Source organism: Deinococcus peraridilitoris DSM 19664 (assembly GCF_000317835.1).
GTDB lineage: Bacteria > Deinococcota > Deinococci > Deinococcales > Deinococcaceae > Deinococcus_A > Deinococcus_A peraridilitoris.
Genome location: NC_019793.1, coordinates 491214 through 516459, shown reverse-complemented (window position 1 = coordinate 516459; position 25246 = coordinate 491214). Strand labels below are relative to the sequence as shown.

Genomic DNA, 25246 nt, shown 5'->3' with positions numbered 1-25246 from the left:
CATGTTGCCTGTGACATGCAACAGTTAAGCCATGTTCGAAACAGCAACTCCGCGCGCGATCTTCTCGCAACGCCTGCGCACCCTGCGCAGCGAGCGCGAACTCAGTACGTTCGCAGTTGCGGAGGGCATCCTCGGATCGCGTGACCGCGCCAGTGAGGTCACCAAATGGGAGTCCGGGAAGCACTTCCCTGCCCCTGAAAACCTCGTGAAGATCGCTGATTTCTTCTCGTGCTCTACCGACTACCTGTTAGGCGTCACAGATGACAGGCAGACTGTGAAGGGAGCCGCATGACCCGTCAGAAGCATCCACCCCTGCGCTTCACCGTCACCTGGGCCGACCCCGTGAACGGCCCTGCTCGAGCGGCCAGGAATCTGCTGGCCTCGGCGCTGAAGCGTGAACGCGAAGAAGGCAAAACCGCAGCTGCCCAGCAACTGCGTGAGCAGTCGGCCGCACAAGCCGCCGACTAAGCAACCGCCGCGCCCTACGGGCTGCAACCCAGGCGCGGCAGAAGGAGATACCAAGATGTTATACCAAGCCGGAACCGCCCCCAGAACATTAGAAAGTTCACAAAATGCGCTCAATGCGCCTTCATCCCGCCCGCTGATCAGCCGCGTCGCCCGCGGTCTGACTGCCCAGGGCCGGGAGCGCGTCAGCGTCCTGCTGACCGACCGCGCGTACTTCGACAGCGCCGCCCACAGCCTCACCTATGAAGTCACCATCACCCGGGACGAGCAGCTGCTCGTGAACGGCACGCCCGTGATGGACGACACCCGCGCGGAATTCTGGGCTGGCCTCGGAGCCAGAGCCGCACGGCGCACAGCACGCTGCAGCGACTGCGGCACCCCTGGCTCGGCCATCTGTGATGTCTGCCTCGAGGCGCGCCGATGATGCGCCCTGACCTCCTGGCCGAACGTGACTGCCTCACCGCTCGCCTGATGGAACTCGAAAAGGAAATCGACGGTTGCGCCGCTGCCCTCCCGGGCACCCTGCAACTCGGCACGCCCGTCAAGGTCTTTGATACGCACAGCGGAACCATCACGCGAATCAAAGGGCACCTCGACACGTACGGCACCGTGACTGTGCACGCCTACCAGGTGCGCGCCGACAACCCCACCCAGTTCGACCTCATCGACCGCCTGATGGGCCGCAGTGACACCCGGCTCAGTCCAGAAGGGTACTACAGCCCTCAGCAGGTGCGGCCACTCCCCGTGGAGACCGGCCGATGAAGCGCCTCTCGTACTGGCTGCTGGCCATCGCCATCGTGCTGCCGATGATGATCGGCACCCTCGCCAACGGCGGCTGGCTGCTGCTCTTGATCGCCATTCTGTGCGGCCTGATCGCCATCGGCCTCAACCCCAATCTGCTGCCCGACGAACTCAAGAGGGACTGACCCAACTCGGAGGGGCGCGCATTCCGAAAGCACGCGCAGACCGCACAGCCACCATCCGCCACTCGAGCCCCGCACCAACCACTGGGCGCCCCGCCCCGAAGGGCACAAGGAGAAACAGCATGGGAATCAAACCGAAGAAAAACCAAGGCGGAGACTTCGAACGCGTCACCTTCCCGATCGGCCCCGTCGTCATGACACTCGAGAAGATCGTCGCACGTCACTTCGAAGGCGGCTTCGAAGCCAAAGAACCCGTCAAGCTCATGCTGATCTGGAAAGACGCCGACGGTGACGAATTCACCGACTTCGTTTCCTTCCCCAAAGGCTTCGGCTTCAACGAAAAGTCTGCCTTCTGGAACCGCATGGCCGCCTTGATCGGCAAACCCCAGCTGACCGAAGACGACCTCGAAGGCTTCGACATCGAACTCCCCCACGTCGATGAAGACAGCGACGATCCCGTCGCGGAATTCCTCAGCTTCCTGCGGGATCCCGAAACCCTCAAGCCCAAACTGAACCCCGAAAACCAGAAGCCCTGGAGCATCGCGATCGATGGCATCACCTTCGAAGGCGAAAAGGTCGTGGGTAAGCAGTGCGTGCTGCAGATGAAACCCAAAACCGACAAGGACGGCAAGGTCCAGGAAGGCAACAAGGTTGCCGCGGACGGCGCGATCCCCCTGAACGCCATGGGCACCGGGAAGAAGAAGAGCGGTGGGCAGACCCAGGCGCCCCCACCCCAGGCGGCCAGCTCCGCTGCGGCCGCGATGCCCTGACCCACAAGAGCGAGGGAGCAGTGTGTTCAGACACTGCTCCCTCGATTCGTCCCCTGACGATTCCACTCACCAAACAGAGGACCCAACACCATGATCACACGCTTGACGCAACTCGTGGGCATCGGAGCGGCACACGCAGACCGCATCCGCAAATACCTCGGTCGAGGCAACGAAAGCCGCGCCATCGAAGCCATCGAACTCGACCCATACCTCCTTACGACCGTTCCTCGCGTTGGGTTCCGCATCGCTGACAAAATCGCCCGGCATCACTACGGCGAATCCCAGAACAGCCTGCGTCGGCACACCATGGGCAACCAGCACATCCTCGAACACGACGGCAGCATGAACGAACGCGACTTCGAAGCCGCCCGGCAGAAACTCGATCTGTTCGGTGCGGACCACAAGCATGCCGGGGTAGAGCTCGAGCACGGCCGCGTGTGGCTGCCTGAAGTCCTCCAGGCTGACGTCGCCTTCGCAGAGTGGACTGCGGATCTGCCCCTCGGGCACGAGTCGACCGTGCGCCTCCACGTCACGCCCGAGATCGACGCGCTGCTTCGGGGCCTGGATCCGACGCAGCAACGCGCCGCGCTGTCCATCGTGGCGGGCAGCAGCTCGATCAGCGCCATGACCGGGGACGCGGGTACCGGCAAGACCCACGTGATCGCCACCGGCTGCAACGTCGCCCGTCACCTCGGTTTGAAGGTCTGCGTGATGGCCTTCGCCGGGAAAGCCGCGGACCGCATCCGCCAGGCGCTCGACGCGGCCGGCGCAATCGCTGACAGTGGCACCATTCACCGCCTGCTGGGCTACACCGGCACGGGCTTCAAACCAGAGCGCCTGCCGTACGACGTGGTGATTGTCGACGAGTGCAGCATGATCCCGACCATCCTGCTGTGGGAAGTCGTGAAGCACCTCAGGAGCGGTGCGCGCCTGGTGCTCGTCGGTGACCCCGGGCAGCTGCCCCCCGTCGGGTATGGCCAGCCCTTCACGGACCTGATCACCCTCGGTGTCCCCCGCGTGCACCTCGAGAGGAACTACCGTCAGGCGGAGCAGCTCGACATCGTCAAGTTCGCCGGGGGCATTCGCGCCGGTCGGGAGTGCGCCGCCCGCAGCGTGGAACTGCACGTCGCCCGGGACCTCAGCGAAGTCCTGAATGACCTGCTGGCCGAGAAGGCCTTGCAGGAAGGGGAGAGCGTCGAAGCCTTCGGGCAGCGCGCCAGTGAATGGCAGGTCATCACCTGGCGCAATGAAGACGCAGACGAATTCAATGCGGGAATCCAGGAAGCCGTGAATCCCTGGGGCTTCCCGCTCTTCACGTATCGCCCGTGGGGTGGTGAGCAGGTGGAAGTGCGCGCGGGTGACAAAGTCATGGTGCGCGCCAACGATTACGACTACGGCGTCTTCAACGGGCAGCTCGGCGTGGCCCTCAAGACCGACACCGTGGAGCTCGTGCGGGAGCGGGAAGCTCTGACCCTGGAGGACTTCGCGGTCGCTGACCCGGACGGCATGGTCCGTGAGCGCATCACGAAGCTCTGCGTGATCGTCCGGATCGGCGCGGACACCATCGCGATTCCCCTCGAGGAAGCCGCGGACCTGCTGAAGCTCGGGTACGCCATCACCGTGCACAAAGCGCAAGGCAGCGACTGGGATCACGTCATCGTGTACCAGCGTGGCCCGGTGAGTTTCGATGCACAGCGCTGGTGGTACACCAGCGTCACCCGCGCCCGTTCGCGCCTGACGGTCGCCTACGAAGCGAAAGTCAAGGGAGACGCTGACCAGGCGCGCTCCCTGTTCTGGCTGAACGCTTCTCGTGGCGCTCAGGATGGACCGAGCATCTTCGTGGGCCGCGTGAAGAAAGTGCTCGCGACGCGCAGCCAGAAGCAACTGCTGCTCTCCAGTGAAGCGAGCGCGCACCTGAGCCCTGAGGAAGTGCGCCAACGCACTCAAGGCTGGCTCGGACAATGACCTTCACGCTCTGGCAGTGGGCCAACCTCCTGTACGACGGCATGATGCCCAAAGCGGGCTTCATGGAGTTCCGGCTGCTCGGCCAGCGCGGCAAGATCGACGATCGCCTCTGGATGGAATGGCCCACCCCCGAAGCCCTCGCGCCCAACCTGCCCAAGAAATGGATGCAAGGCGCCGCGTACTTCGGCATCGCCCTACGCACCCCCGAGGGGCAGGCGGCGAACAGCGGCACCAAAAAGGACACGCAACCCACGCACCTCGTCTGGTCCGAAATCGACCTGAAAGGCACCCGCTACACCGACGGGCAGACCGACGTCGAAAACATGACGGGTGACGAGCTGCGCCAGGCGGCCCGTGAAGCCTTCGATGACGTACAAGCCATCCTCGAGGAGCACAACCTGCCCGCGCGCGCCATCGTGTACAGCGGGCAGGGCCTGCACGTGTACCTCGCTCGCCGGGCGCGCAGCACCCAGGAGGACACCGAAGCGTACTGCCGGGGCCTGTGCAACCTCCTCGAAGGCGACCCCAGCGCGAGTGAGCAGGCTCGCATCCTGCGGGTTCCCGGCACCTTCCACCGCAAGAACCCCGAGCGCCCCCTCGCCGTGGAAGTCTGGCACGCCGACCCCGCGGCGTTCGTCGACGACGGGGTGCTCGAATCTCACGCGGTCCGTCAGCAGCACACCCGCACGGCCTCCGACGGCACCTTTATCAACAACGGCCAGGCCATCGACGCGGACCTCAAGGTCATCGCCGCGCAATGGAAAGACCTCAAGAACACCGCGCACCCCAGCGGCCAGGGCCGTCACTACCTGGCGCTATACACCGCCGGCTGGCTCAAACAGAACGGCTACAGCGAAGGGGACGCCGACGCCATCGTGCGCAACCTCGCGCAGGAAGCCCACGACGAAGAACTCCCTGACCGACTGCGCGCCGTACGGGACACCTACCGCACCGAAACGCCCGGCAAAGGCTGGACGGGCCTCACCGAGACCTTCGGGCTCGAATTGCAAGGCATCATCCTCAAGGAAGGACCCAAGCCCAACATCCGCGGCGCCGGTACCCAGATTGCGGAGAAGAAACGAACTCCCGCGGCCGGCAAGCTCACCCTGGTCGATTACGCCGCGATCTTCCTGGAGTACAACCGCGAACACAACTACGAGTACGCCTACCACGAGCACTGGCAGAAGTGGTTCGAGTACCAGCACGGCGTCTACACCGAAGTGCTCGATACCACCATGCGCAAACGTCTCGACCTGGTCATGCAGGAACGCGGCCTGTGCGACCTGAAGAAGAGTGACCTCAACGAAATCCTGCTGAAAGTCGCTCACACGCCCGGCATCGGCAAAGCACGCGTCGATCAACAACCGTGGGAACTCAACTGCGCCAACGGCATCCTCGACCTCAACACCCTCGAGCTCGCCGAGCACACCCCCGAGTACTTCAGCGTCGTACAGACCGGCACCCGCTGGGACCCTGAAGCGACCAGCGCCGAATGGGCGGAGTTCCTCACCACCGCCGTGCCCAACCCTGCCGATCGGGCGATCCTGCAGCGCTACTGCGGCTATGCCCTCACGGGCGACACCAGCGCCCAGAAAGCCCTGCTGCTCATCGGCGAAGGTGGGACAGGCAAGAGCACCTTCGTCCGCGTCATCAGCGCCGCCCTCGGGGGTCTCAGCCCGTACAGCCTCGCCACCAGCAGCGCCCTCGAGAACATCCGTGACGGCAGCTTCATCGTCGGAACCTTGGTCGGTAAACGCCTCTGCGTGATCAGCGAGCTGCAACGCAACGTCGACTGGTTACCGTTCAAGCGCATTACCGGCGAAGACCCCATCAGCATCGACGTCAAGAACAAAGACGCCTTCATCACCAAACTCGACACCAAGCTGATCATCCTCAGCAACGTCCTGCCGTTCCTCGGTGAAGACGCCAGCAACAGCAGCCTCACGCGCCGCTTCCTGCCGGTCTCCTTCAACGTCAGGCCCAAGAACCCCGACCCCACCCTCGAAGCGCGCCTCAGCTCCCCGGAGAACCTCAGCGGCACCTTGACCTGGATGGTCAAAGGCCTCGTGGCCCTGCGCGCTGACAACATGCGCTTCCCGGTCAGCAGCCAGAACAGTCTCGAGCGGCAGATCGTCGAACAAAGCAACCGCCTCATCACCTTCCTGGAGGAGGTCTGCATCGGTGATCCTGCGGTTTCGGTCGCCAATGCAGACCTCTGGGCCGCGTACCTGCGCTGGTGCGAAGACACGCGGCATAAGGCCGTCAGTAGCACCCGCTTCGGTACCGATCTCCCCGCTGCTCTTCGCCAGCTTGGTTGGGAAGCCGAACAACGCCGCTCGGGCAAGATGCCACGCACCTGGTTCGGTCTTGGCCTGAGAGGGGGCTTCTACCGTGCGGAGTGAGCCGGGTGTGCCGGGTTGTGTGCCGACTCGTGTGCCGGGTTTGAAGCCCTCCCAGCGCTATTTGTGCCGAGTGTGCCGACTTTCTCAAAAGTCATACACGCAAAGAAGAAAGACACCACTCGGGACACACGCATATGCGCGCGCACGCACGTATGAAGACTTCCTCAAGAAAACCCGGCACACCCGGCACACCCCCGATAAACACGGCGTTCAACCCGGCACACAACCCGGTCCCCAACCCGGCACAACCCGGCACACGGAGGTCGTCATGGGCATAACTCCCGGCAAAACGAAACGCACCAAAGCCCCAGCTGCAGGAGCCGCCACCCTCGAGCGACCTGCCAGCCCCGAAGAACTCATCAACCAGATGCGCTGCGACATCCTCGACGCCCTCGAAACCACCCAAGGCGGAGACGACGACAGCCGGCACCTCTACATGGGCGCCAGCCTCAGCCACTTCGCCGAATGGACCCAAGGCAACCCCTTCACCATCACTTTCCCACCCAGCTACAACACCCGCCTCACTCGCGCCATCAGCTGGCTGCAAAGCCTCAAACCCCACGAGTACCCCTACAGCCGCGAACGCGCCCAAGGCACCCTCATCAACGCCTGGCGCACCTACGGCACCGAAGAGACCCAAGTCGAACACCACTGGGAACTCATCCCCAAACTCTGGCAGCCACCCGAAGACGAATTCGGACCTCTGGCGCAAACCACCCAGATCCCCTGCCTGCCCATCTGGGATGACACCGAACACGGACGCCTCGCCGAAGAATTCGACGTTTACTCCGGCCTGGTCGGGTACCTCAACCAACAGCTCGGGTACCACCTGCTCGATATGGACCCCCATCCCGAACACATCCTCTGAGGAAATGACATGACGACAAATGCAGACAAAACGACGGAACTGGCCAAGCAGGTGGTGCGATGAGCCTCACGCAACTCGTGGATCCGCACGTCGTGGCACTCCTCCGCGGCCGTAAGGTTCAACCCAGCCGCCCCAGCACCGAGTACTTCACCAAGCTGACGTACGCCGATCTCGGCAGGAGCGTCAAGAAAGCCACCGAGTTCGCCGGGCACCGCTACGACCAGAACAAGGAGAATATCGGCGCGGCGATTCTGGAGCACGGCACCACCATGGTGCTGCGTCTCGCCCAGATGATCCACGAAGGCAAACCCGTCAGGGAACTCGAAGCGACCTACGAAGAAGCCCGCTCAGTCGCGCAGGGTAACTACGAAGCCAGCGTCCTCGAGGAGACCACCGTGCGTGTGCCGGCGTACGTGGAGCAGGAAACGCTGGAACTGCGCACCGCCATGGACATGGCCCTAGCTGGAGTGGAGGCCGTGCAGGCAGAAGCAAGGGAACTCGAACGGCAGTTGCAGGCCGCCAGTGCCCAGCTGGTCCGGGAACGGGAAGCGCACGAACAGGAACTCGCCCGGTTGCGCGACACGCTTGCCCGGGAGCGCCAGACGTTCATCGCCCGGGAACGCTCCTTCAACGAAGAACGACGTCAGATGCAGCACGACCTCGGCACCCTGCGCGGGGTCGTGGCCAGCCTGAATCAGGAACTCGAAACGCTCACCGCGCCCACGGAGGCCAGCATGTCCGAACAGCCCAAGTCTTCCGATAGCAACCTCGCTCCTCAGACGGCCCTGGAGCGCATGAGCTGGCACGCCTATCAACAGCGTGAGCGCGGCATGAGCCCCAGCCTCTGGGAGTGGCGTCAGTTCGTCTCGGACCACGCGGCGTACTGCCGACTGCACCTGCAGGAACAAGCCAGCAGCCGCGCCGCTTGAGTCTTCGCTTCCCTTTATGGGTGCGTTTTTGAAAGGAGCACTATGCGGAACTCTTTCTGGCAACGCATCGACCGAACCGAAGCGCGTGCCTTCCGTCAAGCGATAAACGGCCAGAGGACCTGGCGCAGCTACTCCCTGGTATTGACAACGATTCGCGTTCTGCTCAAGGACCGATAAGAAGGCCACTCGGGGCAGCCTGACCCGCTGCCCCTGCTTTCCACTCCAAACATGAGTTTCTTCACACAAGGAGCTGAACGAAATGGAACTCCTCTTCATCCTGGCCCTGCTGTTCATCGTCCTCCTCAGCCTCGCCGTCAGCGCCGACACACGCGCCCGCAAAGCCGAACGCCTCGCCCAGCAGCACGCCGCGCGCCTCAGCCACCTCGAACGCCACATCCTGCCCAAGGGTGACCACTGGAGGAACGGCCGATGACCACCCAAACTGTGCCGCCTTACGTCCGTGCTGCCACCCGGGAATTCTGCGCCGGCACGAACCACACCACCCCGCACGCCGTCATCGACCACGGACACAAAACCCTGCGTGAGTGGTGCGAACTGCTCGACCGCCACCGCAACGCTCCCCGTCCATCTTCCCGTCCGGAGAGCCCCGAGGAACGCGTCACCCGGCAGATTCGCGCAATCCTCGAAGACGGATTCCCGCACAGCCGCACGGCGATGGCGGAACGCCTGAAGATCAACCGGACCAGCCAGTTGTTCCGTGCGGTGCTGGAACAACTGGTGAATGACGGCAGCGTCATCATGACCCGCGCAGGCGGCATGTACTTCTACACGAGGGCCTGCTGATGCCCGTCAACGGCTGCCTGAAAGGCAAGGAAGGCGAACGCGAAGTGGCGCGCGCCCTCACAGCCCTGGGTCATCCTGCCGAGCGCGGCCAGCAGCACGCCGGAGGTCAGGACAGCCCCGACGTGAAGTGCCCGAGCCTCAACCGCTTCCACCTCGAGGTGAAGTTCACCAAGACCTGCCAGCTGTTCAGCACCAAGCGCCTGGCGGAGTGGGACGCGCAGGCCAAGCGGGACGCCGGGCCGCAACAGGTGCCGGTCGTGGTGCACCGCTGGAATGGCCAGACGACCTGGTGGTGCCGTGTGCTCCGGCCGGGCCGGGAGCCAGTGCTCCTGTCGCTCGAGAGCTTTGTGCGTGAAGCCGATCAGTGGGGGAGAGCATGACAACAGGAGATCTCGCTTTTCAGAACAGCACCCTGGAGTTTCAGCTCCAGCGGATGCTGGGCAGCCCAGATACTCGCCCCTTCGAGAGGTATGGCGACGTCACGCTGAGCGTCCAGGCGCACAGCAGGGCTTACTGTCAGCCTCAGCAGTCCGGTCTGCCGCTGGAGGAATACGAGAGCGTCGAGGTCGTCATCATGATCGCTGACATCTGGTCGAAGCCTCGGCACCTGGGACTGCCTGAGCTTGACGATCTCTGGGAATCCAGCGCATTCCCGGTCGGCCCGTTCATCTCATTTGAGGTGGTCGAGCGACTGCGTGCAGCGGCGCGAGCTTGGGAAGGGCAGCCGTGACGGCCGTGAACCTGGTGCTGCCCCTCGAAGCGAGAGACCCGCGTGAGTTGGAGCGGCAGCTGGAGGCGATCTTCCTGCCTCGCCCTCAGTCCACCTGCCGGCATTGCGGCGGTGTGCTGAGCGAGGAGCAGTTCGGGCACTTCAAGTGCCATCCGTGCGCGGCGCGGAGGGGCCGGTGACGCCCGAACCGTGGGAGCTGCCCGAGGAGCAGTTCTGGGCGGAGCTCGATGGTGCAGTGCTCGCTGATGAGATGAAGCCGCGCACCATCGGCGAGGAGTGGCGTTTGTTCCTGAGGCTCTGGGGTGACGCTCAAGCCGAAACGATACGGCACATGGCCGAGGCGTTCGCGTCGATGGGTAAGATCGCACGCGCAGCCAGCGCCTGCCTTGACCGCCTTCGTGTTCTCGCCGACGAAGAACCACCCGCTCCTCGCGCCGGCTACGTCCACCCGAAGGCGGCGATGCTGGCCCGGCCTGCTCACCTCTCCCTGCGTCAGCAGCAGCGCACCCTCTCCCGCCGTCCCATCTACATTCCTCGGAGGCTGATGTAATGACCCTCACCCTGCCAGAACGCCTTTCCGCTCGCCTATACGCTGAGTTCTGGTACCGGGCCCTGCGCACCTGGGACGTGCGTGAAGTGAAGACACCCAGCGCCTACTCTCTCAGCACGAGCTACCACTACGAGCGCGAATTCGACACGCTCGGCCAGTGCGGCCCGGAGCGCGTCACGTACCTCAGGACGCCGATCGGGGAGTATACCGAGCGGGAGGTGGGGCGTCAGATCAGCTTGATGGTGCGGTACGGCACCCCGGAGACAGTGCAGCTGGGGCGCATGCTCGAGCGAATTCGGGGGGACGTCGCGCCGCAATCCCTCGTGCGTGAGGGTGGACGGTGGATCACGCCGACCGAGCGCGCAGTGCGGTACGGCGTGGCGGTGCTGACGCTGGCCGTGCGGCTGCGCGACGGCAGTGCGGAGAGCGCGTTGAACATCTTACAAAATGAGCTTGCAGTAAAGGCGGGATGAAGCTACCATTTAACTAGAGTTCAGAATTGTCCCGATCGAAACAACAAGGCACCCGCGCGGGTGCCTTTCGCTTTGGAGGTCCCGTGAGCAAACGCAAAGACAAAAAGCGCGCTGCACGGGCCCGCCTCCACGGCCCCCGCAAAGCCCGCCCCGCCAGCGAGACTGCCAGCCGCACCAAAGCCAAGCTCTCCCTCGAGCAGGAAGCCCACCATCTCGGCTTCCACCCGATCACCGACGACACCCCGCATTACCTGCCCTGGCGACCCGTGCGCCCCTGAAGGAGGTGACCATGACCAACACGCCGAAACTCGACGCACTCAACCCCCGACACAAGAAGTTCGTCCTCGCCTACTGCGAGACCCTCAACGACAGCGAAGCGGCCCGCGCGGCCGGCTACGCCGATCGGCGTGAAGGCTGGCGCCTCCGCCAACGCGAAGACATCGGCGCGGCCATCAGCGAGATCCTCGAAGACTTCGTGATGGGCAAAACCGAACTGCTCGCCCGCCTCAGCCGCGACGCGCGCGCCGACATGCGTGACTTCACCCACGTCAGCCCCGTCAGCCGGGAATTCTGGACGCCCGCCCGCACCCACCCCGAGGTGCGCGAACTGGCCGCCAGCAGGAAGCTCCACGTCGACGATCTCGACGATTACGACCTCGAAGGGCACTTCGGGGCCGAACGCGTCGCGCACACGGCAGACGGCGTGCGCCTGATTCGGGAGCACGTCATCGAAAGCGAAGTCGTCATCGACTGGCAGAAAATCGAGGAGCGCGGGCAGCTCAGCGTCATCAAGAAGCTCAAGAAAGCCAAGGACGGCAGCGTCGAATTCGAGCTGGTCGACGCCGTGCGCGCCAAGGAACTGATCGGCCGTCACCACAAGCTCTTCACTGACAAAGTCGAGCACTCCGGTGATGTCGGCCTGGTCATCGGCATCGACGTGATTCCCCCGGAAGGCGTGAGGGATGACGCATGACCTCACCAGCGTCAGGAACGGCCGACTGCAGATCAACCTCCACACCGGCCAATGGAAAGCCTGGCAGTCGCAGCGCCGGTTCATCCTGGTCCTCGCCGGCACGCAGGGCGGCAAGACCAGCTTCGGACCACTCTGGCTCTACCGGGAAGTGCAGCGGCGCGGCCCCGGTGACTACCTGGTGGTCGCGCCGTCCTTCCCGCTTCTCGAGCTCAAGCTCAGGCCGGAATTCATGCGTCTCTTCGATCGGCAGCTGCGCCTCGGGGCGTACACCGGCAGCCCCACCAAAAAGTTCGTCTTCAGCGAAAGCGGCGCGCGCAAGACCTTCGGGGACCGCTACGACCCGGACATCCCCACCCAGATCTTCTTCGGGCACGCGCAAGACCCCGACAGCCTGGAGTCCGCCACGGCCAAAGCCGCCTGGCTCGACGAAGCCGGGCAGAAGAAGTTCAAGCGCGGGTCGTGGGAAGCCATCTTGCGCCGACTCTCCATTCACATGGGCCGGGTGCTCGTCACGACCACCCCGTACGGTGCGTTCGGCTGGCTGAAGACCGAACTGCACGACCGCGCCAAGCACGGCGACCCCACCGTGGAACTCGTGAACTTCGAGAGCCGCATGAACCCCAGCTTCCCGATGGCCGAATGGGAACGGGCGAAGGCCACGCTGCCCGAGTGGAAGTTCAACCTGATGTACCGCGGGCTCCTCTCCCGCCCGGCCGGGATGATCTACGACGTCTTCGACGAAGAGAAGCACGTCGTGGAACCCTTCGAGATTCCCCGCGACTGGCCGCGCTACCTCGGGCTCGATTTCGGGGGGGTCAACACGGCCGGCACCAAATGGGCGAAAGACCCCAAGAGTGGCCTGCTGTACTGCTACGCCGAGTACCTCGCCGGAGGCCGCACCGCCCAAGAGCACGCCACCGAACTGAAGAAAGGCGAACCGGTCTTCGCGAAGGTCGCCGGGGGCAGCAAGAGCGAAGGCCAGTGGCGCCAGGAATTCACCAGCGCGGGCCTGCGGGTCCTCGAGCCTGCCGTGCCTGAGGTTGAGGTGGGCATCGACCGGGTGTACGGCGGCCTCAAGCAGGACCTCATTCGGGTGTTCGACACCTGCACCGGCACGATCGAGCAGCTGAACAGTTACGCCCGCGTGACCGGCGAGGACGGCGAACCCACCGAAGAAATCGAAGATAAAAGCGCCTACCACTACCTGGACAGCTGGCGTTACATCCTCAGCTTGCTGCTCGGCAAGCAACGCGGCGGCGTCATCACGCTCTGAAGGGAGGTGAGCACATGGACCCAAGCATCCTCGCACAGCTGATCAAGAACGAAATCGAGCAGATCGCCAGCGTCCGCGCCAGTGAGCAGCAGACTCGGGACGCCATCAGCAGTCGTGGCCTCGACGTGATCATCACGGAACTCTTCCCGGGTGTCGACAGTGAATTCGTGAAGAGCAACGCGGACCTCAGCAACGAGCTTCGCGCCGGCGTCGGCCGCTACGGTACCGCGCTCGCACGAGGAGAGTGGAGCTGGGAGTGGAGCGGCGAAGGCGACGCGCCGGAAGAAGGCACCCCGCAGGCCTTGCTGGCCCCCATCGCCCGGGACTTGATTCGTGATGGCTGCACGGACAGCCTGAGCAGCGGCAAGTTCGCTTTCTTCACCTACCGGGACGATCGTGGCGTGATCAGCATCAGCGCCCTCACCGGGTTCCTATGGCCGATCTTCAAGGACGGCGACAGCAACATCGTCGAAGCGCTCGTGCAAGTCATCACCCTGAAGCGCGCGAGTGGCGTGAAGTTCGAAGTGCGCCGCTACACCCCCGGGCTGCTTGAGGTGTTCACCGAACTGGATGACTGGACGAAGTTCGCCACGGCAGCCAAGACGGACTACCCGCAGCCGCACGCGCGGGACCACCTCCCGGTGGCCTTCCGGATCGTCGCGCGGGACGCGAACCGGCAGCCTGAAGGACTCGCGCAGGTTGCCATGAGCGCCTTCCGGGCGTACGTCAAAGCGACAGTGATGAAGAACTTCATCGCCGAGACTGGTGGATTCGAGGAGCGTGTCGTGAAGAGCAACCAGCTCTTTGACCTCGCTCAAAACAACCCGAAGCACCCGATGCTCGCCAACCTCAAGAAGGTCGGGCCGCGCCAGTTGCGCCTGGTTGAGACGGATGGCACGTACGAACGCCTTGACCCGGTGCCCCTCTCTGATTACCGGGAGAATGCCCGGGACGCCAAGGAGGGCGTGCTGAGCGCGCTGAACATCCCCAGTACGGACGGCGCGAATCTCACGGGCATCGCTTTGCAGGAGAAGCGCGAAGCGTACACCGAGACTGTCTCCGCGTTGGCTGCCTCGATCGCTGACGCGCTGACTGAAGCGGTCACGCTCGCCGCGGCGCTCGATCCTCGCCTTGTGCGGCCCGGCTGGCGCGTCACCCTCATGCCCCGCTTCACGCAAGACGTGCAGACGGAGCGCACCTTCGTTGTGGAGGCCTACAGCAAGGGCGCCCTGCCCAAGAGCGCGGCCCTCTCCGGCCTGCAGTCCCTTGGCGTGACGTACATCACGGACGACATGATTCAGCGCGCCAAGGACGCCGAGGAGAGCGACACGCTGCCCGACCTCACGCTGCCAGCAGGCGTACCCCCACCGGCGGGTGACGCGTGACGCCGGACGAGTTCATCCGGTCCGTCCGGCAGGCCTACCAACGGCTCGACTGGACCCAGCTCGAAGCGCTGCTGCAGATGGCCCTGGAGTCCGGTGATCCGGCTGTGCGCGCCGCGTACTACGAGACGCTCCGGACCACGCTGGAAGCGATGATCGTCGCCGCGCTCACTCCACCCGAGAGCAGTCCGTACTTTCGCGCACGGGTAGCGCTCGCCGTGAAGCAATTCAACGACGCCACCGCGTTCGCCGTGCTGCCCGAAGACGCCCTCGACGTCGCGCGGGTGAGTGACGTGCGCTTCCAGGCGTTCTGGCAGAACGAAACCCTCCGCTTCCGGCAGGAAGCCCAGAGCGTACTGATCCAGGTGCTCGAGCGCGGCACGCCCCACCGGCAGGCCGTGAAGCTCCTCAAGGACCGCGCGAGCGTCAGCACCAGCCGCGCCAAAGCAATCGTCCGCACCGAACTCGCGCACGCGTACAACGCCGGCGCGGCCCGCAGTGCTGACAAGGCCCTGGCAGACGGCGCGGACCTCGTGAAAATCTGGCGCGCCACCCTCAGCAACCCGCAACGACGCCGGGAAAATCACCAGCGCCTCAACGGCCAGACGCGTGAGATCCGCGAACCCTTCAGCAATGGCTTGATGTTCCCACACGGGCCCATGCGGGACGGGAGCCTCGCGCCCGCCTCGGAAGTCATCAACTGCACCTGCCTGGTGACGTACAGGCGAAGGGAGAACGCATGAGCAACGAAGCCACCGCCCGCTTCCTCGAGGCCATCGCGCAGCGCATCCGCGCGGGCGACATCCAGGTGGACGGCATGCACATCATCCGTGGCGGTACGGCCGAAGTCGACGTGCGCACTGGCTGGCCGATTACCCTGCCGGACGGGACTACGACCCTGACCCTGCGCACCAGCCCGAAAGAGTAACCCCATCTCAACGACAGACCGCACGCCACTCCGGGTGCGGTTTCTTCGTGGCCGTACGGGCGGGCCCTAAACGCCTGGCTACGGGGCACGCGACCCCACAACGCGGAGGAGACCCATGTTCAAAGACGCATTGACCGCCCGCCTGATGAAGCTCCACTTCAACGCGCCCCCCGAAGACGGGACGCCAGGTGAGGGAGGCGGGACAACGCCCGCCACAGAAACCGGCACGCCCCCGGCAGAGGGTGGAAAGACGTTTACCCAGGAGGAACTGGACCGCATCATCAACCAGCGCCTCGGACGGGAACGCAAGACGTGGGAAACGCAGGTCGAAGAGGAACGCAAAAAGGCCACCATGACCGCCGAGGAGAAGCTCAAGGCTGACCTCGAAGCCGAACGGCTGAAAACCAAAGCCGCAGAGGACCGCGTCACGGCCGCCGAACGACGCGCCGCTTTGACGGGCAAGGTCGTGAATGCCGACGCCGCGCTGAAACTCATGGATCCCGACAAGCACCTCGATGCCGAAGGGAACCTCAACGTCGACGCGCTGCTCAAAGACCACCCGTACCTCGCGCCTACCACGCAATCCGCCGGTGCGACCGCCCCGAATGGTGGCGGCGGCACCCAACAGACCGGCAAGGTCGACTTCTCCACCATGAGCGACAAGGAATTCGCCGAGTACCAGGCCCGCGTCGCGCGTGGTGAACGCATCATCGTCCCCTAAGGAGGGATAACGCATGACCCAGAGCACCAACACCGCCGGCCTCTCCGTCCAGATGAAGACCTACTACGACCGCACGCTGCTCGTACGTGCCCTGCCGCTGCTGGTGCACGCGCAGTTCGGTCAGACCCGCCCGCTCAGCAAGCGCAACGGTAAAACCATCGAATTCCGCCGTTTCGCCAGTCTGGCGGCCAACGTCACCCCCCTCACCGAAGGTGCCACGCCCGCCGGTGGCAACCTCACCAGCAGCGCCATCACCGCCACGGTGAATCAGTACGGTGACTTCATCGAAGGCAGCGACCTACTCGACCTGACCGCCATCGATCCGATCCTCACCGAAACCGCGCAGCTGCTCGGTGAGCAGGCGGGCCTCAGCACCGACCAGGTCGTGCGTGAAATCCTGCATGCCGGCACCACCGTGCAGTACGCCAACGGCCGCACCAGCCGTGGCACCATCACCACCGGTGACAACCTGACCGTCACCGAAGTGCGCAAGGCCGTGCGGACCCTCAAGAACAACAAGGCCCGCACCCTGCCGGACGGCACGTACGTCGCGATCGTCGCGCCGAACACCACCTACACCCTGCAGAGTGACCCCGAATGGCGCGAAGCCGCCAAGTACGCGGGCAGCACCCAGCTGTTCAACGGCGAGATCGGGCAGATTTACGGTGTGCGCTTCGTGGAAACCACCGAAGCGAAAGTCTTCGCGGCTGAAGGTGCAGACCCCGACGGCACGGGCGCCCTGGGCCCCATCGACGTGTACAGCACCCTGGTGCTGGGTGCCGACGCGTACGGCATCATCCCCCTCGAAGGGCAGAACCTGGAGTTTATCTTCAAGCCCGTTGGCAGCGCCGGCAGTGCCGATCCGCTCAACCAGCGCTGGACGAGCGGCTGGAAGCTGGCCTTCACCGCCAAGATCCTGAATGACCTGTTCATGCTCCGCATCGAACACGCCGTCGCGAACTGATCGCCGTAACCACCCTTGAGCCTCAGCACGACGCCTGAGGCTCGACCTTTTGCCCACAGGAGGGCCCCATGGCTGAGAAGAAAACCCAACCCGCCACCGACGCGCAGATGAGGGAAGTCACCCTGACCACCGCGCAAGTGCTCGCCAAGCAGGAGAAGCGCAAGGTCAAGTTGCACCAGACGACCGGCGCTGAACCTCGCCTGCCGGACGAGACGGTGTGCATCAACGGCCACATCTACCAGATCAAGCGTGGCGAGAGCGTCGAAGTGCCCGAGAGCGTTTACGAAGTCCTCGAGCAGGCCGGGCGAGTCTGAAGTGAAGCAGAACCTCAAGCGCTTCGATTACGCGCACTTCAGCGTCGCGACCCTCAAGGACGGCGTGCAGTTCAACGGCGAGGGCGCCACGCCCGAAGAAGCCGTGGCGCGCGCAACCGAACGTCTCGACGCGCACGAAGCCCAGCAGCGTGAAGCACAACAGCGTGAAGCCCAGCGTGCAGCTGCAGCGCAGGAGGAGGTGACCGATGGCAACAACCCTGACGAAGCAACCGAGTAGCGTGACCGGCCTCAACCCCGCGTACACCGCGGCGGACGCCACGGGCGTGAACATCCCCAACGATGGCCGCACTGCCCTGCACGTGAAGAACGCCAGCGCGGGCGCGATTACCGTCACGATGCGCGCCACGACCAATTACTTCGACGGCGTGAAGCGTGACATTCAGATCGCCATTCCTGCCGGCGGGGAACGCCTCATCAAGCCAGCCGAGGCGAATTACTTCGCGGACGGCAGTGGCCTGACGTTGTTCGACTTCTCCGCCGTGGCCAGCGTGACCGTCGCGGCACTCAGCTTGTGAGGTGAGGCATGGCAACCAACCCGAAGGACCGGGCAGCCTGCCTGAAGCTCACGCAGCGCGTTGTCGGGGATTCTGCGGGCTGGGACGCTTCACAATGGGGCGATCAGCTGGACGAGGACGCCGTCACGCGTGGCAGTGACACCTACTGGCGACCGTACGCGACAGCCCTCGCTTACCTGAGCCGCCCGGACCGTCTGAAGAGCCGCAGTGAAGGAGAGGTCAGCGAGACCTTCGTGGATCCTGCTGCTTCCCTGGCTTTCCTGGAAGGCAAGAGCGGCGAATGGGACGCGGGTCTGCCCGACGATCCGAACACCGCCGAAGTCGAGAACGAGCTGGATTTGCGTGTCACCTTTACCGGGTATCGCTGATGTTCAGTGCGTTTCGCAAGACGGAGCGGCACGTCAGCGTGCAGGAACTGCAGGTCACGCGTGACGCGGTGTCTCAAGAGGAAGTCGAGACGTACGTCACGACCGATTCTTTCAAGGCGCGCGTGCAGCCCCTCTCCATCGAAACCGCCGAGAAAGCGGGCCTGACGGGCACGGTGGGTCGCTGGGTCGTGTTCCATCCGCCTGGCCGCATCATCCCCATGGGTGCGCGCCTCCGGTGGGACGGGGAGGACTTCAGAACGCTGAAGTTCGAACCCTGGCCGACCTTCCCTCTGGTCATCGTCGAGGAGTTGCCGTGAGCGTCAACAGCAGCATGCGCCACCTCACCGTCATGGTCGAAGCGCGCATCGCGGGCATCGCGCAGGAACTGCGGGATGACGTGGTCGTGCAGCTCAGCAGCCCCGGCAGTGGCCGCAGGTACGGCACGCACCAGGCCAGCGCCCCCGGCGAGAGCCCCGCTGCGGACCAGAACCGCCTGCGTGGCAGCTTCGCGGCCGTGCGGTACGGCCCGGCCTTCTGGCGGGTCGGCACGAACTACGACCAGGCGAACGGCAACAAAGCCATTCCCGTGGCGCTCGAGTTCGGGACGCGCAACATGGCCCCTCGTCCGTACTTCCGACCCGCCGTCGAGAAGCTCAAACGGAGGCGCAGACGATGACCGTCCCGATCATCCTTGCTCGGGCGGCACTGTTCGCCCACCTCGCGCCGCTGAACGTCCCCGTGAAGTTCGCCGGTGAAACCCTCCCCACCTCAGGCGCGCACGTGGTGATCACGATCATCGCTGATACGCCCGAAGAGACCCTGGACGCCGAGGAGCACAGCAGCACTTTGCGTGTGCAGCTCGACTTCTGGACCACCGAGAGCAGCCTCAAGGCCGCGCAGCTCGCCCAAATGGCGAAGGGCATCCTTCACCAGCATGGCTGGGAGCGCACCGGGGCAAGCGTCCCCCTCGGGAAAGATGGCGACTGGCATCGCGTCAGTCATGACTACCGCACCCTCATCCAAGGAGAATAACCATGGCCAGCAAAGCACGCAAAAGCCGCGGCAACAGCCACCTGTACACCAACTTCACCGGCGCGAGCGCCATCGTCGAGGGCGACCGCATCTCTGAAGTCAAAACCAGCGGGCTGGACACCAGCACTGGTACCATCGACGCCACCAACTGGGACTCGGGCGATTGGCAGGAAGTCATCCCCGACATCAACAGCGGCACGATCCCCATGACCGGCAACCTGGTGCTCGACAACGCCAAGGTGCCGCTGATCATCGCTGCGAACGGCAAGGAGCCCGTCAAGTACTTCCTGGTGTTCGGTGACAAGCCCGCTGCCGGTGCGAAGAACCTGGTCGTGAGTGGCCTCGCGCGCATCATGAACCTCAAGCTTACGCCGGGCGACATGCACGAGATTAGCTACGACTACGTGCTCGACGGCACCCCCACCTTCGAGTACAACGTCACGGCCTTCCCGGTCTAAAGCTGATGCTCCTGACGCCCAAAACGAGAGGGGAGGGCAACAAGCCTTCCTTTCTCGCTTTCGGCGTGACGCTCACCCCAGAAGGCGTGGAGTGCCCCGTGCTGCTCGTGCAGGGCAAAATCCGCGCGGGACGGGTGCGCGTGCGCCTTTTTGAAGACGAGAACGATAAAGGGACAGCCCTCACCGTGGTATTGCCGAGCAACCTCGGCGAAGGCCTCCACGAGAACATCATTTTGGAGCTGGCATGAAAAAGACCACCGCTCAATCCGCCGTGACAGGCCTCAGCGCCGCCCTTGGCCGTCAACGCGACACCCTCACCCTGCTGAACTGGAAAGGCGAGGAACTGAACGTCATCGTCGCCAAAGCGTCCCTCAACGAACTGGTTGACTTCCAGGAACGCATGGGTGGCCTCACCGGTGAAGTCAGCAAGGAGCAGGCGCTCGAGCTGCAGACCCTGCTGGTGAACGTCCTGGCGGACCGCACGGTTGGCGTGACCCGTGAGCACGTGCAGGAATGGGCGCGCTTCCTGGAGGTGGACGAAATGACGACGGTCCTCACGACCATCGTCACTGGCCAGGTGCCGGACCCAAACGCCCACCGGCCCCAGCTGAACCCGACTGGGGTCTGATTTTCGCCCTGCTGGGGCATTACTACGGCTGGGCCAGTCCGCGCGAGATTGGACGCTTGAACCTCGACCAGGTGCGCATGTACCTCGCGCCCCTACCGATCTTCGAACGGCGGCGGCACGCGAGTAACGCGACCATCGCGTGGATCCTCTCGAACCAGTGGGCGAAAGAAGTCAAGGGCACTCCTGAGGACTTCATGCCCGCCTTCGCGCAGCTCGAAGACGCCATTGGCGGGCACTATCCCCCGGACGTGGCGCGCGCCATCCAGATTGCCCTCAGGCGCAAGCTGATCACGCAAGACGGCCTTGATCATCTCGACAGTGACGCCGTGAAGGCTTCACTGAATGCCCTCAGAAAGGAGGCCCTATGACCACAGGTGGTGGAACAGGCGGGAGTGCTGGCAGCGGAACGCTGCTGGAAACCCTCTACGTGAACGTGCAGGCAAACCTCGGGCAGCTCCGCTCGCAACTGCAGCTGGCCGTGAGCAGCTCCGTGGACGCCTCCCGTCAGATCGCCGGCGCCATGGCGGGCATCAGCGCCGCCTTCGTGGGGGTCGGCGCGTACGCCGTGAAGCTCGCCGCTGACCTGGAGCAGGCGGAGATCGCCTTCACCACCCTGCTCGGTTCAGGCGAGAAGGCGAAGGCCTTCCTCAAAGAACTCAGCGACTTCGCGGCGCGCACTCCCTTCGAGCTGCCCGGCCTGCAAGCTGCCGCGCGGAAACTTCTCGCCTTCGGTTTCGAAGCGAAGCAGGTCATCCCGATGCTCACCGCCATCGGTGACGCCGTCGGTGCTCTCGGTGGCGGTGAAGCGGAGATCAGCCGCGTCACCATGGCCCTCGGGCAGATGATGGCCAAAGGCAAAGTCAGCGCTGAGGAAATGATGCAGCTGGCCGAGCTGGGCATTCCCGCGTGGGACATGCTCGCCAAAGCCATCGGCAAGAGCGTGCCTGAGGCGATGAAGCTGGCGGAGAAGGGCGCCATCTCCGCCAGCCAAGCGATTCCAGGCATCCTTGAGCAGATGAATACCCGCTTCGCCGGGTCGATGGAGAAGCAAAGCAAGACCCTCAACGGTTTGTGGAGCACCCTCAAGGACAACCTCACTCAAACCCTCACGAGCATCGGCACCAAGATCGTTGAGACCTTTGACCTGCACGCCGTCATCACTGGAATGACGAACGGCATGCAGCGCATCAAAGAAGCCATTGAAGGCGCGGACCTGCGCCGGCTGTTCGACGAGCACAAGGAGAAGATCGAAGCGGTCGCGTGGGCGGTGGGTGGCGTACTGCTCCCCGCCGTGCTGTCGCTCGCTGCCGGGTTCGCCGCCACGCTGGTGACGATCCTGCCGTGGATTGCGGCAGGCCTGGCGCTCAAGGTCGCCTTCGAGGAAGCCCAGAAACAGACTGAGGGCCTCCAGATCGCAACCAAGGACACGGGGCCGACCTTCGTCAACATGGGCACGGTGCTCAAAGGCTTCGTGCAGCTCATCCAGGGCGTCATTCAGAGTTTCGTGGCGATGGCCGCGCACATCGGGAAGTCCCTCGGGTACATGTCCGTCATCGCTCAGGATTACCTGGGAGGACTGGCGAGGGGTCTCAAAGCCCTCGCGCGCGGTGACTTTCAGGGCATGGTGGACGCCTCGAAGGACATGCGCGACTCCGTCTCCCGAAATATGAACCTGCTTCAGGATGACCTGGTCGGGGTGTGGGAGAACCCGAACAAGAATGTCGTGGGTGGTTTCAAAACCATGATGGCTGGCATCAAGGGTGAGGCCGACACGGGTGTCCAGAACGTGGTGTCGTCTGTCTCCAACGGTGCCGAGACCTTCAAAAAGATCATGGCCGACCTGACCGCCAGCCTTCCGGCAGGATCGTTCAAGCCTGCCAGCATCTCCACCGTGTTCCCCAAAGGCGGGGCGGCAGCAGCAACTTCGCAGGCCGACAAGCCCGAGACGACCGCGCAGCGCACCAAGAAGATCAAGGACGTGCTGGGCGACCTCAGGCGCGAGTACGAAGCAGGTCGCCTGACGGCTGCGCAGTACGCGACTGCCCTGCATCTGGTCGAAAGCCAGAACCAGAAGGCCGCGAACAGCGTCAAGAGAGGCACCGATGCCTGGCGGGCCTACATGGACGTCGTGGGCGGAGCACGCCGTGAGCTCGAGCAACTGGCTGGGCAGGCAAAGGCGACCTCTGATCGAGCCAAGGCTGAAGCTGCCCGGCGCAAGCGCGAAGCAGAGCAAGCGGCGCGTGAAGCCGCCCAGGCAGCAGAGCAAGCGGCCCGTGAAGCGGAGCAGCGCCGCCGGGGCGTGCGGGACGGTACGGAAGCCTACGAGGAACTCGGCCGTGCCATCAACAGGACCGCGAAGGCTGGTGAGTTCTCCGGCGACAAGCGCGACGGCTTTCTGAAGCAGCTGCGCGAGTTGCGCGAAAGCATGGGCGACAAGGGCCTCAACACCGACCCTTCCATCAAGGCGCTGGACGCATTGATCGGCAGGCTGGTGCACACAGCAGCGGCCACCAGCCGTCTGGTGGTCAAGCAACGCGAAGCGCGTGAATTCCAGGAGCAGCTGCGTGAGGGTTACGACGCCGGGCAGACTGCCCTGGGTGAAGTGGAACGTGGTGCGATCGACGTCGCGGATGCCTTCGGACGCCTGCCGACCGCACAGCGCCCCGTCAAGCTGGAGTTCGAAGAGCTGATCGGCCTGATGCCCGACACGAACGAAGGCCTCGATGCCTTCGTGCAGGCCATGATGGACCTCGAACGCGCTGGGAACATCACCAAGGGCACCCTGGACCGCCTGATCGGCAGTGTTGGGGAACTCAAGACGCTGCTGGACGGCTCGATCGACCGGAGTCTCGCCGAGTTCGGTGGGATGGCGACGGACGTGAACACCGGCCAGGGTGTTTTCCAGAGTGAGAACGAGATCCGTGGCATCGGCGTGAAAGGCACGGGTGGAGCGGCAGACGCCGCCAAGGGGGCCATCGCGGCGGGTGCGGCCGAGCTCTTGCGGGCCGGTTTCGCCAAACTGGAGCAGAGCGACCTGTTCGACCAGCTGGCGCGACTCACCGCGGATGGCCTGGCGGACAGTCCGCTGGCCGTGCTGATTGGCGACGTACTGGCTGACAAGATCAAAGCGGCGAGTGCTGCTTCGAAGGCTGAGGCGAAGCTCGCCGGTGAGCAGGCCGCGCAGGTGTACGGGGAAGGCTGGACCGCTTACAGCAGCGAGCTCGCCGCCGCCGTCGAAGACACCCTGGCGGAGGTCTTCAGCGGCACGGATGACGAACAACTCACCAAGGCGCTCGAACTGCTACTCGACCCGGGAGCCTTCGCGAAGCTCGGGGACGATGGCCGTGCGGCGTTCATGGACGCGTTCAACAAGCTCGCCACCGAAGACGCCCTGGTGTTGCTTCCTGAGGAAACGATTGCCGCCTTCATCAACCGCCTGGTCGAAGGTGGGGATCAGGGCAGCGACGTGCTCGTGAAGTTGCGTGGAGCCCTGTTGGCCATTGGTGAAGCTCTGCAAGGCACGGCCCAGGACGTCGAAACTGTCTCGGACGCCTCGAGCGACTGGGACGCCAACCTGCGCCGCATCGACTTCCAGGAATGGGCGGATGGGCTGCACAAGCTCTCGGACGAACACCTGCAACTGCAGCTCGAAGGTGCGAAGAGCGCCAAGAACGTCGACCGCTTCAATGCCCTGCTGGCTGAAATGAAACGCCGGGCAGAGGAAGCGAAAGGTGCCCTCGGGCGCCTGTTCGAGAAGTTCTCACCGCTGATCGGAGCGGTCGGGGCATTCGCCGGCGCTTTGGGCGCGACGGACCTGCAGGCCAACGTCGATGGCTTCGTGACGCTCCTCGGGAAGGGCCTCGACATCGCCAAGGACTTCGCGAGTGGCAACATCATCGGGGGCATCACCAAGATCATCAGCGGCCTGGCCGACGCCATCATGGGATTCCGCAAAGCCTACGCTGAAGCCGCCCGCCTGCAAGAGCAATTCCGGGAGTCCCTCTCGGGATCGTTCCTCAACGCGGACGATTACGGCAAGACCAGCGTCCGTTCGCGGGGCTTCTTCGCCGATTTCTTCGGTGGCGGTCCTGAAGTGGTGCAGGAAATCAACAAGGTCGGCCTGGCCTTCGCGAAGACCATCAGTGATGGCTTCACCAAAGGCATCAAGGAAGGCCTCAAGGAAGCCATCGTGAAGAATGACGTGAGTCTCTTCGCGAGCACCCTCAAGCTCAGCGTGGGAGACGCCGTCCTGAACGGCATCATTGACGCTTTCATGCAGGGTGAGCTGCTGAAGAACATCATCGGCCCGGCCATCAAGAAGTACACCGACGCCTTGCAGACGCCCGACCCGAATGATGACGTGGCTGCCCTGAACGGCGTGCTGAGCGCGGCAGATACCGCAGCGGCGTTGGGCGAGAAGTTCGTGACAGGTCTCGCCCCTGTCCGTCAGATGCTGGTCGATAAGGGATTCATCAAACCACCTGAAGGGACCGAGAGCATCACGGGCAACCGGGAGTTGTTCGGGAGGGTGCCGGACCTGGGGCTTGGCAGCATCAGCACGCCCACTCTCGAGGCGTTCGACACCCTGGGGAACCAGATCGTGCCGGCCTTTGGCCGGCACGTCGATCGCTTCGGGGAAATCATCAATACCCCAATCCGTGTGGTTCTGGATGGGGGAGCCCAAGGCAGCATCACTGGAGCATTCCGGTGAGGTTGCTTCTGCTCCTCCTCGTTCTCGTGGGGTGCGGCATTCACGCCGCACCTCCTTCATTTGACGCGCGGGCGTGGCT

The 25246-nt window shown here is 64.2% G+C and carries 37 protein-coding genes; all 37 read left to right on the top strand.

Going from position 1 to position 25246, the window contains the following annotated elements:
- The first annotated feature begins 31 nt into the window (after positions 1-31).
- The 37 genes from DEIPE_RS02465 to DEIPE_RS02295 all read left to right on the top strand — a co-directional run bounded on the left by DEIPE_RS02465 (position 32) and on the right by DEIPE_RS02295 (position 25167).
- Entirely contained in the window at positions 32-292 is a 261-nt protein-coding gene (locus DEIPE_RS02465; protein WP_015234409.1) for a helix-turn-helix domain-containing protein, read from the top strand.
- Positions 289-468 carry a hypothetical protein gene (locus DEIPE_RS02460; protein ID WP_015234408.1) on the top strand — a complete coding sequence of 60 codons (180 nt, stop codon included), beginning with the start codon at positions 289-291 and terminating at the stop codon, positions 466-468. The genes DEIPE_RS02465 and DEIPE_RS02460 overlap by 4 nt, the downstream gene beginning before the upstream one ends.
- Positions 469-523: 55 nt before the next feature.
- On the top strand, positions 524-889 hold the full coding sequence (locus DEIPE_RS02455; RefSeq protein WP_015234407.1) for a hypothetical protein: 366 nt from the start codon (positions 524-526) through the stop codon (positions 887-889).
- A complete protein-coding gene (locus tag DEIPE_RS02450; RefSeq protein ID WP_015234406.1) occupies positions 886-1227 on the top strand; it encodes a hypothetical protein in 342 nt (113 codons plus the stop codon). Before DEIPE_RS02455 ends, DEIPE_RS02450 begins: the two co-directional genes overlap by 4 nt.
- The gene (locus tag DEIPE_RS23710) at positions 1224-1391 is read left to right on the top strand and encodes a hypothetical protein (RefSeq protein WP_015234405.1); all 168 of its coding nucleotides are present in this window, start codon (positions 1224-1226) and stop codon (positions 1389-1391) included. The genes DEIPE_RS02450 and DEIPE_RS23710 overlap by 4 nt, the downstream gene beginning before the upstream one ends.
- A 119-nt stretch (positions 1392-1510) precedes the next feature.
- Entirely contained in the window at positions 1511-2158 is a 648-nt protein-coding gene (locus DEIPE_RS02445) for a hypothetical protein (RefSeq protein WP_015234404.1), read from the top strand.
- Positions 2159-2248: 90 nt separating this feature from the next.
- Positions 2249-4123: an AAA family ATPase gene (locus DEIPE_RS02440; RefSeq protein WP_015234403.1), complete on the top strand. Its 1875-nt coding sequence runs from the start codon at positions 2249-2251 to the stop codon at positions 4121-4123.
- Positions 4120-6525 (top strand): DNA primase family protein, encoded by a 2406-nt coding sequence (locus DEIPE_RS02435; protein WP_015234402.1) that lies wholly within the window; start codon positions 4120-4122, stop codon positions 6523-6525. The genes DEIPE_RS02440 and DEIPE_RS02435 overlap by 4 nt, the downstream gene beginning before the upstream one ends.
- 268 nt (positions 6526-6793) lie before the next feature.
- Complete coding sequence (locus DEIPE_RS02430) at positions 6794-7393, top strand: hypothetical protein (protein WP_015234401.1); 600 nt, start codon at positions 6794-6796, stop codon at positions 7391-7393.
- Positions 7394-7452: 59 nt separating this feature from the next.
- Positions 7453-8322 (top strand): hypothetical protein, encoded by an 870-nt coding sequence (locus DEIPE_RS02425; RefSeq protein WP_015234400.1) that lies wholly within the window; start codon positions 7453-7455, stop codon positions 8320-8322.
- 259 nt (positions 8323-8581) lie between these two features.
- Positions 8582-8755, top strand: a complete 174-nt coding sequence (locus DEIPE_RS24425; RefSeq protein WP_015234398.1) for a hypothetical protein — start codon at positions 8582-8584, stop codon at positions 8753-8755.
- Entirely contained in the window at positions 8752-9126 is a 375-nt protein-coding gene (locus DEIPE_RS02420) for a hypothetical protein (protein WP_015234397.1), read from the top strand. Before DEIPE_RS24425 ends, DEIPE_RS02420 begins: the two co-directional genes overlap by 4 nt.
- Entirely contained in the window at positions 9126-9506 is a 381-nt protein-coding gene (locus DEIPE_RS02415; protein WP_015234396.1) for a hypothetical protein, read from the top strand. The genes DEIPE_RS02420 and DEIPE_RS02415 overlap by 1 nt, the downstream gene beginning before the upstream one ends.
- Positions 9503-9856, top strand: a complete 354-nt coding sequence (locus DEIPE_RS02410) for a hypothetical protein (protein WP_015234395.1) — start codon at positions 9503-9505, stop codon at positions 9854-9856. Before DEIPE_RS02415 ends, DEIPE_RS02410 begins: the two co-directional genes overlap by 4 nt.
- Positions 9853-10035 carry a hypothetical protein gene (locus tag DEIPE_RS02405; protein WP_015234394.1) on the top strand — a complete coding sequence of 61 codons (183 nt, stop codon included), beginning with the start codon at positions 9853-9855 and terminating at the stop codon, positions 10033-10035. Before DEIPE_RS02410 ends, DEIPE_RS02405 begins: the two co-directional genes overlap by 4 nt.
- A complete protein-coding gene (locus DEIPE_RS02400) occupies positions 10032-10406 on the top strand; it encodes a hypothetical protein (protein WP_015234393.1) in 375 nt (124 codons plus the stop codon). Before DEIPE_RS02405 ends, DEIPE_RS02400 begins: the two co-directional genes overlap by 4 nt.
- On the top strand, positions 10406-10879 hold the full coding sequence (locus tag DEIPE_RS02395; protein WP_015234392.1) for a hypothetical protein: 474 nt from the start codon (positions 10406-10408) through the stop codon (positions 10877-10879). The genes DEIPE_RS02400 and DEIPE_RS02395 overlap by 1 nt, the downstream gene beginning before the upstream one ends.
- Positions 10880-10962: 83 nt before the next feature.
- Positions 10963-11157 (top strand): hypothetical protein, encoded by a 195-nt coding sequence (locus DEIPE_RS02390; RefSeq protein ID WP_015234391.1) that lies wholly within the window; start codon positions 10963-10965, stop codon positions 11155-11157.
- A gap of 11 nt (positions 11158-11168) precedes the next feature.
- Positions 11169-11852, top strand: coding sequence for a terminase small subunit (locus DEIPE_RS02385; protein ID WP_015234390.1), 684 nt, complete (start codon positions 11169-11171; stop codon positions 11850-11852).
- A complete protein-coding gene (locus DEIPE_RS02380; protein ID WP_015234389.1) occupies positions 11842-13125 on the top strand; it encodes a Terminase-like family in 1284 nt (427 codons plus the stop codon). Before DEIPE_RS02385 ends, DEIPE_RS02380 begins: the two co-directional genes overlap by 11 nt.
- Positions 13126-13139: 14 nt before the next feature.
- Entirely contained in the window at positions 13140-14510 is a 1371-nt protein-coding gene (locus tag DEIPE_RS02375) for a hypothetical protein (RefSeq protein ID WP_015234388.1), read from the top strand.
- A complete protein-coding gene (locus tag DEIPE_RS02370) occupies positions 14507-15250 on the top strand; it encodes a phage minor head protein (RefSeq protein ID WP_015234387.1) in 744 nt (247 codons plus the stop codon). Before DEIPE_RS02375 ends, DEIPE_RS02370 begins: the two co-directional genes overlap by 4 nt.
- Complete coding sequence (locus DEIPE_RS02365) at positions 15247-15435, top strand: hypothetical protein (protein WP_015234386.1); 189 nt, start codon at positions 15247-15249, stop codon at positions 15433-15435. The genes DEIPE_RS02370 and DEIPE_RS02365 overlap by 4 nt, the downstream gene beginning before the upstream one ends.
- A gap of 115 nt (positions 15436-15550) precedes the next feature.
- Positions 15551-16156 (top strand): capsid assembly scaffolding protein Gp46 family protein, encoded by a 606-nt coding sequence (locus DEIPE_RS21910; RefSeq protein WP_015234385.1) that lies wholly within the window; start codon positions 15551-15553, stop codon positions 16154-16156.
- A gap of 13 nt (positions 16157-16169) precedes the next feature.
- Positions 16170-17120 carry a N4-gp56 family major capsid protein gene (locus tag DEIPE_RS02355; protein ID WP_015234384.1) on the top strand — a complete coding sequence of 317 codons (951 nt, stop codon included), beginning with the start codon at positions 16170-16172 and terminating at the stop codon, positions 17118-17120.
- A 68-nt stretch (positions 17121-17188) separates the two neighbouring features.
- On the top strand, positions 17189-17434 hold the full coding sequence (locus DEIPE_RS02350; RefSeq protein WP_015234383.1) for a hypothetical protein: 246 nt from the start codon (positions 17189-17191) through the stop codon (positions 17432-17434).
- 1 nt (position 17435) lies between these two features.
- Entirely contained in the window at positions 17436-17672 is a 237-nt protein-coding gene (locus DEIPE_RS02345) for a hypothetical protein (protein WP_015234382.1), read from the top strand.
- A complete protein-coding gene (locus DEIPE_RS02340) occupies positions 17641-17970 on the top strand; it encodes a hypothetical protein (protein WP_015234381.1) in 330 nt (109 codons plus the stop codon). The genes DEIPE_RS02345 and DEIPE_RS02340 overlap by 32 nt, the downstream gene beginning before the upstream one ends.
- Before the next feature lie 8 nt (positions 17971-17978).
- A complete protein-coding gene (locus DEIPE_RS02335) occupies positions 17979-18338 on the top strand; it encodes a hypothetical protein (protein WP_015234380.1) in 360 nt (119 codons plus the stop codon).
- A complete protein-coding gene (locus DEIPE_RS02330; protein WP_015234379.1) occupies positions 18338-18655 on the top strand; it encodes a hypothetical protein in 318 nt (105 codons plus the stop codon). The genes DEIPE_RS02335 and DEIPE_RS02330 overlap by 1 nt, the downstream gene beginning before the upstream one ends.
- Complete coding sequence (locus tag DEIPE_RS02325) at positions 18652-19014, top strand: hypothetical protein (protein ID WP_015234378.1); 363 nt, start codon at positions 18652-18654, stop codon at positions 19012-19014. Before DEIPE_RS02330 ends, DEIPE_RS02325 begins: the two co-directional genes overlap by 4 nt.
- Positions 19011-19370 carry a tail completion protein gp17 gene (gene gp17 / locus DEIPE_RS02320; RefSeq protein ID WP_015234377.1) on the top strand — a complete coding sequence of 120 codons (360 nt, stop codon included), beginning with the start codon at positions 19011-19013 and terminating at the stop codon, positions 19368-19370. Before DEIPE_RS02325 ends, gp17 begins: the two co-directional genes overlap by 4 nt.
- Before the next feature lie 2 nt (positions 19371-19372).
- Positions 19373-19828 carry a hypothetical protein gene (locus tag DEIPE_RS02315; protein WP_015234376.1) on the top strand — a complete coding sequence of 152 codons (456 nt, stop codon included), beginning with the start codon at positions 19373-19375 and terminating at the stop codon, positions 19826-19828.
- Between the two features lie 98 nt (positions 19829-19926).
- The gene (locus DEIPE_RS23705; RefSeq protein WP_157448739.1) at positions 19927-20076 is read left to right on the top strand and encodes a hypothetical protein; all 150 of its coding nucleotides are present in this window, start codon (positions 19927-19929) and stop codon (positions 20074-20076) included.
- Positions 20073-20456: a hypothetical protein gene (locus tag DEIPE_RS02305; RefSeq protein ID WP_015234374.1), complete on the top strand. Its 384-nt coding sequence runs from the start codon at positions 20073-20075 to the stop codon at positions 20454-20456. The genes DEIPE_RS23705 and DEIPE_RS02305 overlap by 4 nt, the downstream gene beginning before the upstream one ends.
- Before the next feature lie 56 nt (positions 20457-20512).
- Complete coding sequence (locus DEIPE_RS02300; RefSeq protein WP_157448738.1) at positions 20513-20824, top strand: hypothetical protein; 312 nt, start codon at positions 20513-20515, stop codon at positions 20822-20824.
- Positions 20821-25167: a tape measure protein gene (locus tag DEIPE_RS02295; protein ID WP_015234372.1), complete on the top strand. Its 4347-nt coding sequence runs from the start codon at positions 20821-20823 to the stop codon at positions 25165-25167. The genes DEIPE_RS02300 and DEIPE_RS02295 overlap by 4 nt, the downstream gene beginning before the upstream one ends.
- The last annotated feature ends 79 nt before the right edge of the window (positions 25168-25246 follow it).